The sequence below is a fragment of the Janthinobacterium sp. 1L-D-8-B-C4 genome, assembly GCF_057291295.1.
In genome coordinates this window covers 77,864-93,161 of the sequence record NZ_JBXAVX010000008.1, presented here as the reverse complement: position 1 = coordinate 93,161, position 15,298 = coordinate 77,864, and the positions used below count along the sequence as shown (strand labels likewise).

At 62.3% G+C, this 15,298-nt stretch carries 16 protein-coding genes; 13 read left to right on the top strand and 3 right to left on the bottom strand.

Translation table 11 applies throughout. From position 1 onward, the window contains the following. The first annotated feature begins 35 nt into the window (after nucleotides 1–35). From AC0Z42_RS15610 to AC0Z42_RS15595, 4 genes are read left to right on the top strand one after another with little or no spacing between them, the layout of a single operon-like run. Nucleotides 36–479, top strand: a complete 444-nt coding sequence (locus AC0Z42_RS15610) for a hypothetical protein (protein ID WP_485469117.1) — start codon at nucleotides 36–38, stop codon at nucleotides 477–479. 39 nt (nucleotides 480–518) lie between these two features. Continuing rightward, complete coding sequence (locus AC0Z42_RS15605; RefSeq protein ID WP_485469116.1) at nucleotides 519–4,208, top strand: tubulin-like doman-containing protein; 3,690 nt, start codon at nucleotides 519–521, stop codon at nucleotides 4,206–4,208. 13 nt (nucleotides 4,209–4,221) lie between these two features. Beyond that, nucleotides 4,222–5,439: a hypothetical protein gene (locus AC0Z42_RS15600; protein WP_485469115.1), complete on the top strand. Its 1,218-nt coding sequence runs from the start codon at nucleotides 4,222–4,224 to the stop codon at nucleotides 5,437–5,439. A gap of 17 nt (nucleotides 5,440–5,456) precedes the next feature. Continuing rightward, nucleotides 5,457–6,209 carry a hypothetical protein gene (locus AC0Z42_RS15595; protein ID WP_485469114.1) on the top strand — a complete coding sequence of 251 codons (753 nt, stop codon included), beginning with the start codon at nucleotides 5,457–5,459 and terminating at the stop codon, nucleotides 6,207–6,209. Between the two features lie 109 nt (nucleotides 6,210–6,318). On the opposite strand, the gene trmL is transcribed toward AC0Z42_RS15595, so the two are convergent. Both trmL and AC0Z42_RS15585 read right to left on the bottom strand, forming a co-directional pair. Further along, the gene (gene trmL, locus AC0Z42_RS15590) at nucleotides 6,319–6,789 is read right to left on the bottom strand and encodes a tRNA (uridine(34)/cytosine(34)/5-carboxymethylaminomethyluridine(34)-2'-O)-methyltransferase TrmL (RefSeq protein ID WP_485469113.1); all 471 of its coding nucleotides are present in this window, start codon (nucleotides 6,787–6,789) and stop codon (nucleotides 6,319–6,321) included. 32 nt (nucleotides 6,790–6,821) lie between these two features. Then, on the bottom strand, nucleotides 6,822–7,544 hold the full coding sequence (locus AC0Z42_RS15585; RefSeq protein ID WP_485469112.1) for a double zinc ribbon domain-containing protein: 723 nt from the start codon (nucleotides 7,542–7,544) through the stop codon (nucleotides 6,822–6,824). Between the two features lie 78 nt (nucleotides 7,545–7,622). Between AC0Z42_RS15585 and AC0Z42_RS15580 the strand changes: the two genes are divergently transcribed. The 7 genes from AC0Z42_RS15580 to AC0Z42_RS15550 all read left to right on the top strand — a co-directional run bounded on the left by AC0Z42_RS15580 (nucleotide 7,623) and on the right by AC0Z42_RS15550 (nucleotide 13,600). Further along, nucleotides 7,623–8,513 carry a methyltransferase domain-containing protein gene (locus tag AC0Z42_RS15580; RefSeq protein ID WP_485469111.1) on the top strand — a complete coding sequence of 297 codons (891 nt, stop codon included), beginning with the start codon at nucleotides 7,623–7,625 and terminating at the stop codon, nucleotides 8,511–8,513. A 450-nt stretch (nucleotides 8,514–8,963) separates the two neighbouring features. Next, on the top strand, nucleotides 8,964–10,172 hold the full coding sequence (gene coxB / locus AC0Z42_RS15575) for a cytochrome c oxidase subunit II (protein WP_485469110.1): 1,209 nt from the start codon (nucleotides 8,964–8,966) through the stop codon (nucleotides 10,170–10,172). Nucleotides 10,173–10,185: 13 nt separating this feature from the next. Beyond that, the gene (ctaD, locus tag AC0Z42_RS15570; protein WP_485469109.1) at nucleotides 10,186–11,799 is read left to right on the top strand and encodes a cytochrome c oxidase subunit I; all 1,614 of its coding nucleotides are present in this window, start codon (nucleotides 10,186–10,188) and stop codon (nucleotides 11,797–11,799) included. Between the two features lie 6 nt (nucleotides 11,800–11,805). Further along, nucleotides 11,806–11,922, top strand: coding sequence for a cytochrome oxidase small assembly protein (locus AC0Z42_RS15565; protein WP_217270561.1), 117 nt, complete (start codon nucleotides 11,806–11,808; stop codon nucleotides 11,920–11,922). Nucleotide 11,923: 1 nt separating this feature from the next. Further along, on the top strand, nucleotides 11,924–12,514 hold the full coding sequence (locus AC0Z42_RS15560) for a cytochrome c oxidase assembly protein (RefSeq protein WP_485469108.1): 591 nt from the start codon (nucleotides 11,924–11,926) through the stop codon (nucleotides 12,512–12,514). Further along, nucleotides 12,514–12,717, top strand: coding sequence for a DUF2970 domain-containing protein (locus AC0Z42_RS15555; RefSeq protein ID WP_485469107.1), 204 nt, complete (start codon nucleotides 12,514–12,516; stop codon nucleotides 12,715–12,717). The genes AC0Z42_RS15560 and AC0Z42_RS15555 overlap by 1 nt, the downstream gene beginning before the upstream one ends. A 22-nt stretch (nucleotides 12,718–12,739) precedes the next feature. Next, nucleotides 12,740–13,600, top strand: a complete 861-nt coding sequence (locus AC0Z42_RS15550) for a cytochrome c oxidase subunit 3 (RefSeq protein ID WP_485469106.1) — start codon at nucleotides 12,740–12,742, stop codon at nucleotides 13,598–13,600. A gap of 119 nt (nucleotides 13,601–13,719) precedes the next feature. Here AC0Z42_RS15550 and AC0Z42_RS15545 read toward each other — a convergent pair whose 3' ends face one another. Next, nucleotides 13,720–13,920 (bottom strand): twin transmembrane helix small protein, encoded by a 201-nt coding sequence (locus AC0Z42_RS15545; RefSeq protein WP_485469260.1) that lies wholly within the window; start codon nucleotides 13,918–13,920, stop codon nucleotides 13,720–13,722. A gap of 36 nt (nucleotides 13,921–13,956) precedes the next feature. Between AC0Z42_RS15545 and AC0Z42_RS15540 the strand changes: the two genes are divergently transcribed. Beyond that, the gene (locus AC0Z42_RS15540) at nucleotides 13,957–14,700 is read left to right on the top strand and encodes an SURF1 family protein (protein ID WP_485469105.1); all 744 of its coding nucleotides are present in this window, start codon (nucleotides 13,957–13,959) and stop codon (nucleotides 14,698–14,700) included. Next, entirely contained in the window at nucleotides 14,681–15,298 is a 618-nt protein-coding gene (locus AC0Z42_RS15535; protein ID WP_485469104.1) for an SCO family protein, read from the top strand. Before AC0Z42_RS15540 ends, AC0Z42_RS15535 begins: the two co-directional genes overlap by 20 nt.

The window sequence follows — 15,298 nt, the reverse complement described above, 5'->3', positions numbered from 1 at the left end:
TTTCCTGTTTTATATTTTACTTTTCGAGGCAGACGATGGCACAAGATACTCCCAAAGACAACGCAGGCTTTACCTTGCCACCCCCGGCAGCCACGCCGGCCGAGCAGGCCGCTCCTGCCGCCTCGGCTGCGCCGGCAACCACCGCCAGCGTCGAGACCGCGCCAGCGCTGGACCAGGTCGGCGCCACCGACACCTCATCGCGCGACACGCTGATCGGCGGCGCCGTGCTGCTGGTGCTGTTCGTGGCCTTTTTCTTTGCCAAGAACGCCTACGCCAACGGCCTGGTGGGCAAGCGCGTGTCGCCGAACAAGGCCAATGCCTCGGGCTGGTGGCTGTTCATTTTCCTGGCCAGCCTGGCCACCGCCGTGGTGCTGGCGGCCGTGAATTCGCATAAATTCCTGGCGCCTCTGTTCATGGGGCCGCTGGTGCTGGTCGGCCTGGTGGCGCTGGTGCTCACATTTACCTCCAGCAAAAACTGATTGCCCGCGCCGGCACCGAACTCCCGTTAAGGAAACACCATGTCAGACACACTGAACCAGACCACCGCCGCGCCGGGCGAGCGCAAGCAGGACAAGATCATCGATTTGCGCCCCACCTTGTTTATCGGCGTGGGCGGCACCGGCATGCAGGTGCTGATGCGCGTGCGCCGGCGCATTCTCAATACCTTGTGGGGCAACCCCGGCCAGCGCCAGCGGGTCGACAAGCTCGATGAGTTTCCGGTGGCGCAGTTCATTCATTTTGACCTGGACAGTGGTGCGGTGGTGGAAAGCGGCGAGTCGCAGGCGCAGGACCTGCAATTCGACCTGCTGAAATTTACCGACGATGAAAAGATCGTCGGCTCGTTTGACGCCGACAAGTACGGCCGCGACGACGATTCGCTCGAGCGCTATCCGCATATCAAGGAATGGCTGCCGCTGACGCCGCAAAAAATCCGCGACCTGAACTTCGACATGCAGGCCGGCGCCGGCCAGGTGCGCGCCGTGTCGCGCCTGTACTTCTTCGACAAGTACAGCAAGGTGCGCGACAAGATCCGCCTGAAGCTGAAGAATTTGAAAGCCGGCCTGTCGCACGAGCGCCAGTTGAGCGAACTGGGCCTGCGCATGGAGCCGGGCCGCTTCCGTATCGTGGTGGTCGGCTCGGTGGCCGGCGGCACCGGTTCCGGGTCCTTCCTTGACATGGGTTATCTGGCGCGCTGGATCGCCGAGACCGAGGTCGAGCATGCGGACGTGGAACTGATGCTGTTCCTGCCGAGCGGCTTTACCAAAAACAACAAGGACCGCACCGAGGGCAATGGCTATGCGGCGCTGATGGAGATGGAATCGGCGATGATGGGCAACCAGGGCTATCTGAGCCGCTGGGACAGCTATGACCGCCCCAAACTGGCGCGTTCGCCGTACAGCGAAGTGTTCCTGGTCGATTCGGGCAACCTGGCCCAGCAGCATACCGACAGCGTCGACGACATCTATCACATGGTGGCCGACTCCCTGTTCGAAGATTTCGCCTCGGCCGACTTTGCGCGCGCCAAGCGCTCGATCGCCGTCAACCAGGCGCAGCACAAGAATTCGATGTACAAGGCGCCGGTGCCGCAGAACCGCTTCGGCGACATGCGTTTGTATTTCTCGCAGCGCTACTCCTCGTTCGGCATGGCCGTGCTCGATACACGCCAGGAAGCGGCGCGCGATGAACGCGCCCACCGCTGGGCCGGCGCCATGCTGAAAGCGTTTTTTGGCGTGGGCGGCGTCGATGCCGGCGCCAACCGCGCCAATGACAGCCAGCGCAACGAGTTCCTGGCCGCGCACATGGGCTTGCGTGCCCTGCCGTTCGACGACTTCCCGGTGTTTTCCGACAAGAGCATCGAGCTGAAGCGCTCGAATGGTGCGTTCGAAGATTTCCAGATGGTCGACGACCTGCTGGCCGAACGCCAGGGCAATTTGCTGGCCGGCGTGGAAGAACGCGTCAACCGCCGTGTCGACGAGATCCGTACCGGCTATGACCGCAAGGAATGGCCGGCCCAGCTGCGCGACGCCGTGCGCCAGCTCGAACGCGACGCCGTGCGCGACCAGGATTCCACCGCCGACACCACCGAAGACCGCATCGCCAAGCGGCGCGCGGAATTGTTCGGTCATATCAAGCAGGTGGTGCGCGACCAGTTGTATGGCTACCTCGATAACAAGGAATTCGGCGGCCTGGAGTATGTGCTGTCGCTGGTCGAACAGATGAAGGACCGCATCGAAGCGCCCGGCAGCGGCCTGATCGCACAGATCGACACGAATGCCGAGCGCTATCGCGAAATCAAGGAAGCCGTGCGCACGCGCGAATACGAGCGCCTGCTGAACAACCTGGAACAGACCCGTGGCGGCTTCTTCGGCAGTGGCGAGAAACAGGCCGGCGTGGTGATGGACCATTTGCGCACCGAGATCGCCAATGCGCTCAAGTTCCACCTGCGCGCGCGCGCCGCCGACGAGGCGGTATTGCTGCTGCGCGACATTTCGCGCTGGCTGGGCAACCGCACCGGCGTCGACGCCGAAGGCCGCGCCGTATGGAATGGCCTGGTCGGCGAGCTGCAAGTTGGCCGCGCCGCCGTGCTCGACATGCTGAACCAGTTGCAGACCGCCAACGTCATCGTGCAGAAAGACCTGCAGAAAGACCATGCGACTGCCATCGTCGTGCCCGTTACGCTGGCCGATATCGCCATGCCGAGCGCGGCCACCTTGCGCGACTGGGCCGATGAGGCCTTCAAGGACATCGGCGGCTCCAAGACCTTGTTCCCGATGCTGGGCGACGTGGCCAAGCGCGGCGAAATCCTGAACAAGGTCAAGCGCATGGCGGAAAACCGCCTGGCAAGCATGGGCGTCAATGACCAGGATGCGGCCCGGGCCGACCCGCTGTTTGTCGCGCTCGACCAGATGGACCCGGCGCGGCGCCAGGATTATTTCCGCAAGCTGCTGGCCTGCGCCATGCCGTGGATCGACGCCAACATGGTGGGCGAATTCACCGTCAAGGCCGACCAGTACAAATGCGTGATCGGGGTGACGGGCGCGGTGGCCTTCAAGGCCAAATTCGGCGCCGAAATCAATGCCTGCGTGCAGACCCAGGCCGGCATTACCAGCAGCCAGGTCGAGATCGTGGAAACCGGCATTGCCGGGCGTGCCGTCTGCTATTGCGAACTGGCTGGCGTGCCGCTGACGGTGCTGCGCGGGCTGGAGGGCTGGCGCACCAGTTATCGCAAGGAAAGCGACGAGGAAAAAGCGCCGATCCATACACATATCGACACGACCCAGTTCAACCATCCGATCTCGCCAAGCACCGATGAGATCCGCATGATGGCCGAACACTTCGGCCTGTTCCTGAAAGCCGTCATGCTGGGCATCCTGACGCGCCACAGCGGAAGAGTGGTGCCGCTGGGCCAGTATCTGTTTGCCATGGGGCGTGGCGACTTGCGCCGTATCGGCAACGAGCGCCTGATCCGCCAGAATGGCTTGCATAATGTGTTCCATGGCCTGATCGAATCGCGCGTGGCCGAGCGCCTGGCCGAGTTCGATGCGGTGCAAACCGTGGCGCTGGCCGCGCTGGCCAGTTACTACGCCGACGAGGTGTACACGCCGCGCGTGGTATCGATCAATGGTGGCGTGCAGCTGGACAACAAGGGCTTCGGCAATGCCATCGCCCGTGAAATCGCCGCCGACCTGCGCGAGAGCGCGCGCCGCAAGGGCATGACCGACGCCGAAGTCACCAAGCTGGAGGAAAAGCTGTACCAGAACCTGAAGCGCTGGGCCAATGTGATACCGGAGTCGGACGCCGACGCGCACGAGTGGGAAGTGCAGCCGCCCGGAGAAAGTGGCTTGCCGCGACTCAAATTTGCCATCAAGCCTGAAATGCTGGAAGCGGGCGCCTTGCAGGCGCTGTTTGCGCCGGCAGCGGCAGCAGCGCCGGCGGCCACGGCGTTTGCCGCAGCGACGCTGGCGCCGTCCTCGATGCCGTCGCTGGCGCCGGTCGAGCACCAATATATGCTGGGCATCGACAACAAGCCGCAAGGGCCGTATACGGCGCAGCAGATTGCGCAATTCGTGCGCGCCGGCCAGATTGTGCCGGCCGCCACCAAAGTCTGGCGTGAAGGCATGCCGGCCTGGGTTGAATTGACGCAATTGCCTGAGCTGGCCTCGGCGTTGTTCAGTTCGATGCCGTCGCTGTCGCCGCCGCAGCTTTAATGAAGGACGTGTTGTGAACAAGTGTGTCAAGTGTCAATCGGTGCTGGTCGGTGGCGTACCGTTCTGTCCGTTTTGCGGCCATGGAGTGACGGGTGCCGCCGTGCCGCCGCCGTTGCCGAAACCGGTGGCGGCCGCTGTGCCGTCGCCACCGCTGGCGCAGCCCAAGCCGGCGCCCGTGCCCAAGCCGGAGCCCAAGCCGGAGCCCAAGCCGGAGCCCGTGCCTGCGGCTAAACCGCCGCCGGTGATTCCGGTCACGCCGCCTCCGGTACCGAAGGCCGAGCCGAAAGCCGCAGAACCCAGGCCCGTGCCGAAAGCCGAACCGAAGCCGGTGCTGCCGCCCGCACCACCGAAAAAATGGCCGCGCTGGCTGGCCGGCATCGCCGTGCTGGCGCTGGTGATTGTGTATATGAACGGCAAGCCCGGCGGCAAAAGCGAGTCGGCCTGCAATGACGCCATCGACAGCGGCCTGAAGCTGGTTGCCAATGGCAGCCTCGATGGCGCGCGCGGCAAGCTCGCCACCGCCAGGCTCGCATGCACCGGCAAGTCCAGCGCCAAGGCCGAGGACTTGCAGGCGGCCATCGGCAAGGCCGGCGCGGCCAGCAGCGGCTGCCAGCGCAGCGTCAAGGCAATTGAAAACGCGCTCGACGGCAAGCGCTTGCAAAGCGCAGGCGAGGCCATCGCCAAGCTCGACGTTGACTGCACCGGTGCCGCCAGCGTGGAGTCCCTGCGCAAGCAACTGGCGCGCCAGCAGGCGGCGGCCGCCTCGGTACAGGTGGGCGTGCGCCAGGCGCTCGACAACAAGGATGCATCGGCTGCGCAAAACGGCATCGCCAAGCTCGAAGCGATCGACCGCGAATATCCGGAACTGAAGCAGCTGAAGGCCGAATTGCAGGCATTGAATACGCCGGCGCCGGCTCCCACGCCTGTGCCCGCGCCCGCACCGGTTGATGCGGCGCCAACGCGCCCCATCCAGACCGAACCTGCTGCGCCGCGCGTGGTCGAACGTCCAGCGCCTGCCGTCGACAATGGCGCGGCCATGCGCAACGAGATGGCGCAGTCTTTCCTGCGCGACGCCGAACGGGCGATGGCCGATGGCCGTTTTGACGCCGCCAAGACCTATCTGGACAGCGCGCGCCGGGTCGATCCGAACAACCCGCGCATCGACAGCCTGTCGCGTCGCATCCGTGACCGCGAGCACCAGGTGTTGCAGACGGAAACCACGATTAAATAAGTCACTTTGGAGCTCATATGAACAAGACCACTTTGCGCGCTGCCGCCGCCCTGACCCTGACCGCCATGCTGGCCGGCTGCGCGACGGCGCCCGGCAACCCGAACGGCGTGCGCCAGGATACGCAATACCCGCAAGGCGGGCAGAATCCCCAGGCCGCCACCAGCGACGACCCGTGCAGCGTCGGCGCGACGGCCGCCGCCGGCGCGGCCGTTGGCGCCTTGCTCGGTGGCCTGATCAGCGGCAAGAGCGGCATTGTCAAGGGCGCGGCAATTGGCGGCGGCCTGGCCGCTGCCGGTTGCCTTGCCATCAACGTCAATTCGCGCCAGACCAAGACGGCGGCGCAGGCCGACCGCGACTATATCCGCGCGCGCGGCGCCTTGCCACGCGAGCCGCAAGTCGTGTCATACACGCCGCAGGTGAGCGCGGCCACCGTCAAGCGCGGCCAGCCGTTCAAGGTCACATCGGTGGTGGAACTGGTCAACGGCAGCGCGCAAAGCGTCAACGATGTGCGCGAAGAACTGGTGGTGCTCGACCCGCAGGGCCAGCCCTTCAAGTCCGGCTCGAAGTCGCTGGCCAGCAACAACAGCACGGGCGGGCGCTTTGAAAACTCGTTCGAGCTGACCTTGCCGGCCGGCGTGTCGCAGGGCGTGTACGGCGTCAAGACCAATCTGTATGTCAACGGCAAGCTGGCCGCCACGCGCGACCTGCGCACGCAGCTGGTGATCATGGATGTGGACACGGGCACCAACGCGCAGCTGGCGCTGCGCTGATTGTGTATGCGAATCCGTAGGTCGGGTTAGCGCGCAAGCGCGTAACCCGACAACACCAGCGGCGCCAACAATGTTGTCGGATTACGGCCCCTTTGGGGCCTAATCCGACCTACGCGCCGCCGGCGTAGCCATGCTGGCGCCACGCTTCGTATACCACCACCGCGACCGTATTCGACAGATTCAGGCTGCGGTTGTCCGGGCGCATCGGCAGGCGGATGCGCTGTTCGCCGGGGAAGCTGTTGCGCAGTTCCGGGTCCAGGCCCTTTGTTTCCGAACCGAACACGAACACATCGCCGGGCAAGAAGGCCAGTTCCGCAAACGGGCGCGAGCCGTGCGTGGTCATGGCGAACATGCGCGCCGGATCGGGCCCGGTGTCGGCGATGAATGCGTCCCAGTTCTTGTGTACTTTCATCGTGGCGTAGTCGTGGTAGTCGAGGCCGGCGCGCTTCATTTTTGAATCGTCGAGCGGAAAGCCCAGCGGTTCGATCAGGTGCAGCTGCACGCCCGTATTGGCGCACAGGCGGATGATATTGCCCGTATTGGGTGGAATTTCCGGATTGACCAACACTACATGAAACAAGACGTTCTCCTCATAAATAATCAATTAACGCATTAACGGGGCGGCGTGCGCGCCGCCACCAGCACGGTGACCTTGCGCGCGCCTGCGCGTTTCAAGGCGGCCGCCAGCGCGTGGACGGTGTGGCCGCTGCTCATCACGTCGTCGACAATGCCGACATGGCAGCGTGCAAGCTGCGCCGCATATGCCGGTTCAACAATAAAGGCGTGCGCCAGGTTGGCCCGCCGTTCGCGCGGCGCTACCCCGCTTTGCGCCCGCGTTTCGCGCACGCGCAGCGCCAGCCGCGGCTGCAAGGCAATGCCAAGCTGGCGCGCCAGCGGACGCGCAATTTCCAGCGCCTGGTTGTAGCCGCGCTCGACCAGGCGGGCCGGGCCCAGCGGTACCGGGCACAGCAGTTGCGGCGCATCCCAGTTGTTTTCCTGCTGCACGGCCGCCGCCAGCAATTGCGCGAACAGCGGCGCCAGCGCCAGGCGCGCGCCAAACTTCAGTTGCAGCAACAGCTGGTCGACCGGCGCCGCATAGTCCACCGCCGTCCAGGTGGCGTCATAGGCTGGCGGCCGGCGCAAGCAGCGTCCGCACAGCTGGGCCACATCGGTCAGCGGATTGGCGCACTGGCGGCAGCGGCGCCGCGTCTGTTCCAGGTATTGTTGCCGGCAAGGCGAGCACACGACGCCACGGCAACTGCCGGCGCACAGCGCGCACTGGGCCGGCAGCAAGCCGCCAAGCACCTCGTGCCAAAAAGTCGTCCTGATCGCCATGGCCGTGTTCCATGTACACTGCCGACATTATCTCATCTCACCCGATTCGACATGTCAGTTCCCACTACTCCGCCCAAAATGAGTGCGCCCATCGATGCGGTGCACGTCCGTGATTTCTTTTCCCGCCCGGCGCGCGTGGCGCCGTCCGATTTTTTGCGCCGCGAAGTGTCGTCGCGCATGCACGAGCGCCTGGAGCTGGTGAAGATCGCTCCCTTGCGCGTGCTTGACGCCGGTTGCGGCCCCGGCGCCGACCTGGCGCAGCTGCACAAGGATTATCCGGCCGCGCAGATTCTCGGCCTGGACGCGGCGCAAGCGATGGTGCAGGCGGCGCGCGCGCCGGCCAGCAAATTATCGGGCCTGAACCAGTTCCTCAGCAAGCTGCTGCCGGCCAAGACGGGCGTGGACTTGCTGTGCGGCGACCTGGGCGACTTGCCGCTGGCGCCCAGTAGCGTCGACCTGGTGTGGTCCAACCTGGCGCTGCACTGGCATGCTCAGCCCGACCGCGTGTTTGCCGAATGGCGCCGCGTGCTGCGCCTCGACGGCCTGCTGATGTTCTCCTGCTTCGGTCCCGACACCTTCCGCGAACTGCGCGACGCCTTTGCCGAAGCCGACCTGTTTCCGCACGCCTTGCCGTTTGTCGACATGCATGACTTTGGCGACATGCTGGTAGAAGCGGGCTTTTCCACGCCGGTGCTGGATATGGAAATCATTACCGTCACCTACGATACGCCGGAAAAACTGCTGGCCGATGTACGCGCTTTTGGCGGCAATCCGCTCACCACGCGCCAGCGCGGGCTGATGGGGAAAGCTGCATGGCAGCGCATGCTGGCCGCGCTGGAAAAAATGCGCCGCCCGGATGGCAAGCTGGGGCTGACTTTTGAAGTGCTTTATGGCCATGCTTTTCGTCCGGCCCCGCGCGTCACGCGCAATGGCGAGGCGATCATTCGTTTTGATTTGCCAAGAAAATAAGCCAGACCTGGTCGCCATTTCAGGCGATTGCGCTACAACCGTTGCAAACCGCGCCGCCATTGCCGGCGCGGGTCCATGCACACTGCATATTTCTTGATGGATTCAACTTTTCTTGCTTATAATCCTTGATTGTTTTGTCAGCTTGTTAAGCTAAAAAACAAGGGCCGTGCAAAAAATAAAAACGCAAAGCAAGCCACGCTCGAAGTTAGTGCATTAGTATAGTAATCATCTTGCATGCAGGGACACTGCAGAGAGATGGAAAAACAGGGTTTCAGCATGGTGGTCCGGCGCGGTTTTTTTTGTCGACCAGCCAGCATGGAATCTGCTGGTGCTACAGGCTTGCGGCGGCGGTCGGGCCGTTGAGCTTTCATGGAGGAGCGGCAGCGGGGGAGTACGGAGGTTTCCGCAGCCGTTTAAAATATCGTTATTTTTTAGGTGGTTGGGGAAAACATGACTTATGCAAAGCGACTGCTATCGTCGATGCCGGGACTATTGCTGCTAGCGGCTGGCAGCGGACAATGGGCCATGGCGGCACCTGCCGCCTCCACCTATCCCGGCACGGGCGGTCCGGTGCCCTTCGAGATGAATCTGCAACCGCCGGCGACCCAGATCGCCCATGAAATCTACGATTTGCACACCTGGATGATGGTCATCTGCCTGGTGATCTTCGTGGCCGTGTTCGGCGTCATGTTCTATTCCATCTTCAAGCATCGCAAGTCGCTGGGCCACAAACCGGCCACCTTCCACGAAAGCACTACCGTCGAGATCGCCTGGACGGTGGTGCCTTTCCTGATCGTTATCGGCATGGCGCTGCCAGCCACGCGCACCGTGGTCGGCATGAAAGATACGTCGAATGCCGACATCACCATCAAGGCCACCGGCATGCAGTGGAAATGGGGCTATGACTACCTGAAAGGCGAGGGGCAGGGCATTTCCTTCCTGTCCAACCTGTCCACGCCGCGCTCGCAAGTGGGTGCCCCAGGCGCGCCGCCGACCGAAAAGCGCGGTGAAAATTACCTGATCGAAGTCGACAATGAAGTGGTGGTGCCGGTCAATAAAAAGATCCGCATGGTGCTGACCGCCAATGATGTGATCCATGCCTGGTCGGTGCCCGCGTTTGGCGTGAAACAGGATGCGATCCCCGGTTTCGTGCGCGACACCTGGTTCAAGGCCGACCATATCGGCACCTTCCGCGGCAACTGCGCCGAACTGTGCGGCAAGGAACACGCCTTTATGCCGATCGTCGTGAAAGTTGTCTCCGCTGACGACTACAAGGCCTGGGTCGACGTGAAACAGAAGGAAATGGCGGCGCTGGCCGACGATCCGAACAAGACCTGGACCATTGACGAGCTGAAGGTCAAGGGCGAAAAAGTGTATGCGGCCAACTGCGTGGTGTGTCACCAGGCAACCGGCAAGGGCGTGCCGGGCGCCTTCGCGCCGCTCGATGGCTCGCCGGTCGTCAATGGTCCGAAAGCGGCGCAGATCCATGTCTTGCTGAACGGGCAAAAGAGCGGCAAGTATCCGGCGGAAATGCCAGCCTGGAAACAACTGTCGGACACCGATATCGCGGCAGTAATCACTTACACCCGCAATAGCTGGTCCAACAAAGCCGAAGAAAACATCGTTCAACCAGCCGAAGTTGTGGCTGCACGCAAGTAATCAGGAGCCGCAGATGAGCACGAGCACTAGCACCCTGGACCGCGCCGGTCACGATCTTCACGACCACGCCCACGACCATAGTCACGATCACCCCACCGGCTACCGCCGCTGGCTGTTTGCCACCAACCACAAGGATATCGGCACCCTGTACCTGTGGTTCTCCTTCATCATGCTGCTGTCGGGCGGCGTGCTGGCGCTGATGATACGCACCGAGCTGTTTCACCCGGGTCTGCAGTTCTTCCACCCGGAATTTTTCAACCAGCTCACCACCATGCACGGTCTGGTGATGGTGTTCGGCGCCATCATGCCGGCCTTTGTCGGCTACGCCAACTGGATGATCCCGCTGCAGGTGGGCGCCTCCGACATGGCCTTTGCGCGCATGAACAACTTCTCGTTCTGGCTGCTGCCGCCGGCCGCCATTTTGCTGGCGACGTCGTTCCTGGTGCCCGGTGGCGCCACCGCTGCCGGCTGGACCCTGTACGCGCCGCTGTCGACGCAGATGGGCCCTGGCATGGACATGGCAATTTTCGCCATGCACCTGATGGGCGCCTCGTCGATCATGGGTTCGATCAACATTATCGTCACCATCCTGAACATGCGCGCACCGGGCATGACGTTGATGAAAATGCCGATGTTCTGCTGGACCTGGCTGATCACGGCGTACCTGCTGATCGCCGTGATGCCGGTGCTGGCCGGGGCAATTACCATGACCCTGACCGACCGCCATTTCGGCACCTCGTTCTTCAACGCGGCCGGCGGCGGCGACCCGGTCATGTACCAGCACATTTTCTGGTTCTTCGGCCACCCCGAGGTCTACATCATGATCTTGCCGGCCTTCGGCATCGTCTCGCAGATTTTGCCCGCGTTTGCCCGCAAACCGCTGTTCGGCTACGCCTCGATGGTGTACGCCACGGCCTCGATCGCGATTCTGTCGTTCATCGTCTGGGCGCACCACATGTTTACCACCGGCATGCCGGTGACCAGCCAGCTGTTCTTCATGTACGCCACCATGCTGATCGCCGTGCCGACCGGCGTGAAAGTGTTCAACTGGATCGCTACCATGTGGAAGGGCTCGATGACGTTCGAGACGCCGATGCTGTTCTCGGTCGGCTTCATCTTTGTGTTTACCATGGGCGGCTTTACCGGCCTGATCCTGGCCGTCACGCCGATCGACATCCAGCTGCAGGATACCTATTACGTGGTGGCGCACTTCCACTACGTGCTGGTGGCCGGTTCGCTGTTTGCGCTGTTTGCCGGCTTCTATTACTGGTCGCCGAAATGGACCGGCCATATGTACAACGAGACGCGCGGCAAGATCCACTTCTGGCTGTCACTGATCACCTTCAACGTGACGTTCTTCCCGATGCACTTCCTGGGCCTGGCCGGCATGCCGCGCCGCTACGCAGACTACCCCGCGCAGTTCACCGACTTCAACATGATCGCCTCGATCGGTGGTTTCGGCTTTGGCCTGATGCAGGTGTATTTCCTGGTCTTCGTGGTGATCCCGACGATTCGTGGCGGCAAGGCCGCGCCGGCGAAACCGTGGGAAGGTGCCGAAGGGCTGGAGTGGACCGTGCCGAGTCCGGCGCCGTTCCATACGTTTGAAACCCCACCGACCGTGAAGTAAGCTGCCATGAGTGAGCGTAATAGTGGACGCAAGAAGCCGAACAACCTGCGCACCGGGCTGATCCTGGCGGCGCTGGCGGCGTTCTTTTTCCTGTCCGTGTTTGCCAAGCGGCTGTGGCTGTGACATGACGACGCCCACGCCCATGGCGCCGCAGCAGGAGCCGCAAATGCGTGGCCTGAACCGCCAGATGCTGGGCAAGCTGGTGGTCATTGCCTGCGTGATGTTCGGCTTTGGCTATGCCCTGATTCCGGTCTACAAGCAAATTTGCGAAGTAATGGGCATCAATGTGCTGACGCAAAAGGATGGCACGGTCGCTTGGGACAAGAATACGCAGGTCGACGCCACCCGCAGCATTACGGTGGAATTCGACGGCAATTCCCAGGGGCCATGGCGTTTTCGTCCGGTGGTCTCGAGCATGCAGGTGCATCCGGGCGAACTGGTGACGGTGCTGTATGAAGTGGTCAACACGCAGGGGCGCACGGTGAACGCGCAAGCGATACCGAGCTATGCGCCGCAAAGCGCCACGCCGCATTTCAAGAAGGTCGAGTGCTTCTGCTTCCAGCAGCAGACCTTGAAGCCGCATGAAGCGCGGCAGATGCCGGTGGTGTTCTTCCTCGATCCGGCGCTGCCGAAGGAAGTGAAGACCATCACCCTGTCGTACACGTTTTTCGAGATTGCCGGCCTGAGCCAGGCTCAGACGCCGGTGGTGCAGTAATGAACGAGCCGCGCAAACCGCAAGCGTCGTTCCTGTATTCATTGAAGGCCGTGATCTGGGCGTTTACCGGTTTGCGGCGCAAGAGCGATTTCGATACGGATTCGGCCAGGCTGAACCCGGTGCATATCGTGATTGCCGGCCTGCTGGCAGTCGCTTGCCTGGTCGGCATATTGATTGCCATCGTGAGCCTGGTCGTACCATAACTATATAAACGAGGAGATGAGAATGAGCGCCAACCACGCCGCCGTACCCTATTATTTCGTACCCGGGCCATCGAAGTGGCCGATGCTGGGCGGCGCCAGCCTGCTGTTGACCATGATAGGCGCGTCGGCCTGGGTCAATGATATCGCCTGGGGACCGTACCTGAACTACGTGGGCCTGGCCGGTATTTTGCTGGTGCTGTATTTCTGGTTTGGCGACGCCATCGGCGAATCGGAAAAAGGCCTGTACAGCGAGCGCATCGATTACTCGTTCCGCTGGAGCATGAGCTGGTTCATTTTTTCGGAAGTGATGTTCTTTGCCGCCTTTTTCGGCGTGCTGTTTTATGCGCGCGTGATCTCCATGCCATGGCTGGGCGACCTCGACCACAAGCTGATCTGGCCCGATTTCTCCGCCCACTGGGGCTCGGTGGGGCCGGCCGGTACGGTGCAGGAATTTACCACCATGACGCCGTTCTGGATACCGACGATTAACACAGCCTTGCTGCTGACCTCGGGCGTCACCCTGACCATTTCGCACCACGCGCTGCGCGCCGGCCACCGTGGCATGACGGCCTTGTTCCTGGCTGCCACCATTTTGCTGGGCGCCGTCTTCATGGGCTTCCAGGTGTATGAATACATGCACGCGTATAGCGAGCTGAACCTGAAAATGACGTCCGGCATCTACGGCGCTACCTTCTTCATGCTGACCGGTTTCCACGGTTTCCACGTGACCCTGGGCGCCATCATGCTGTCGGTGATCCTGTACCGCGTACTGAAAGGCCACTTCACGCCCGAACACCACTTCGGTTTCGAAGGCGCCGCCTGGTACTGGCACTTTGTCGACGTCGTCTGGCTGGGCCTGTACGTGGTCGTGTATTGGTTATAATGTGTGGGGTCAGACCCTTCGGGTCTGACCCCAGCCTTCAAGGTGTTGGGTTGCAAAGCCGCCGCACCCCATAAGCAAATACCGGGGTCGGACCCACAGGGTCCGACCCCTTTTTTCCATCAGCGTATCCCCGTTGGCTGTATATACCCCAGCTTGTGCGCCAGCAGTATCAGCAGGAACAGGGCGATGGAAAACCCCACGCGCATGGCCAGCGCCTGCACGGTGCGGTTGCTCTTGCCCTTGTCGCGCATCAGGAAGAACAGGGCCGAGCCCAGGCTGCCCAGGATCAGGATAAACGCGATGGCGACGACGATTTTCATGGATGACAAGGCCCGCTCTGAGGAGGTTCCATTGTAATGCCAATAAGCTTCAAGTTCCGCTTCCAGTTTCGATGGATACCTTTTGTTGTCATGCTGGTGCTGGTGGCGCTGGGCCTGTCGCTGGCGCAGTGGCAGCAGCGCCGCGCAGACGAGAAAATCGCGCGCGCCGCCAGGCTGGAAGCGGGCAACCTGGCCGCGCCGCTGTCCTTGAACGCCGCACCCATGCTGGCGCAGGACGCGCAAGCGATCGAATACCGCCGCGTGACGGTCACTGGCCATTTCGTGCCCGCCTGGACCATTTATCTCGACAACCGCCCGTATCGCGGCCAGGCCGGTTTTCATGTGCTGACGCCATTTCAAATCGAAGGTTCAAACATGCATGTGCTGGTGGCGCAGGGCTGGCTGCCGCGCAACAATGCCGAGCGCACCCGCATCGCCGATTACAGCACCCCCACCGGCACCGTCACGCTGCAGGGCGTGGCGCGCCTGAACGCCGGCCATGTGATGCAGTTGGGTACCGCCGCTCCTTTGGCGCCGCAGGCCATCGTGCAAAATGCCGATATCGCGCAACTGGCGCAGGCCAGCGGCCTGGCTTTCCAGCCGCTGCTGATCGAACAGACCTCGCCGGAGACCGCCAGATTGCCGGTGCGCGACTGGCCGGCGCCCGACCTGGGCGCCGACAAGCACCGCGGCTACGCCTTCCAGTGGGTCGCGCTGGCACTGATGGCCTTCTTATTTTTTGTCTTTACAGGATTTCGACGTGCAAACAAATCGCCCTGACACTTTTGAGAAAAAAGCCCAAACCACCGGCCGCTGGAAACTGCTGGCCGTGGTTGCCGTGTGCGCGTTTCCCATCATCGCCTCGTATGTGACGTATTACATCATCAAGCCGACCAGCCGCAACAACTATGGCGCGCTGATCGACCCGCGCCAGCATCCGATACCGGAAGCGAAGTTGCAGGTGGCGGAGCTGGACGGCAAGCCGTCGCCATTGGTCCAGTTCAAGGGCAAGTGGGTGATGCTGCAAAGCGGCCCGTCCGATTGCCAGCAAGCGTGCAAGCAGCACCTGTTCGCCATGCAGCAGCTGCGCCTGACGCAGGGCAAGGAAATGGAACGCATCGAGCGCGTCTGGCTGATTACCGATCCGCAGCCGATCGACACCATCGTCATGCGCGAATACGACGGCACCAATATGCTGCGCGTGAATGGCGACGCCTTGAAAGCCTGGCTGCCGGTGGAGCAGGGCGGCAGGCCGGACGATCATCTGTACCTGATCGATCCGCTCGGCAATCTGATGATGCGTTTCCCGAAAGATGCGGACCCGACCAAGGTCAAGAAAGATATCGCCAAGCTGCTCAAAGCTTCGGCGATCGGTTAA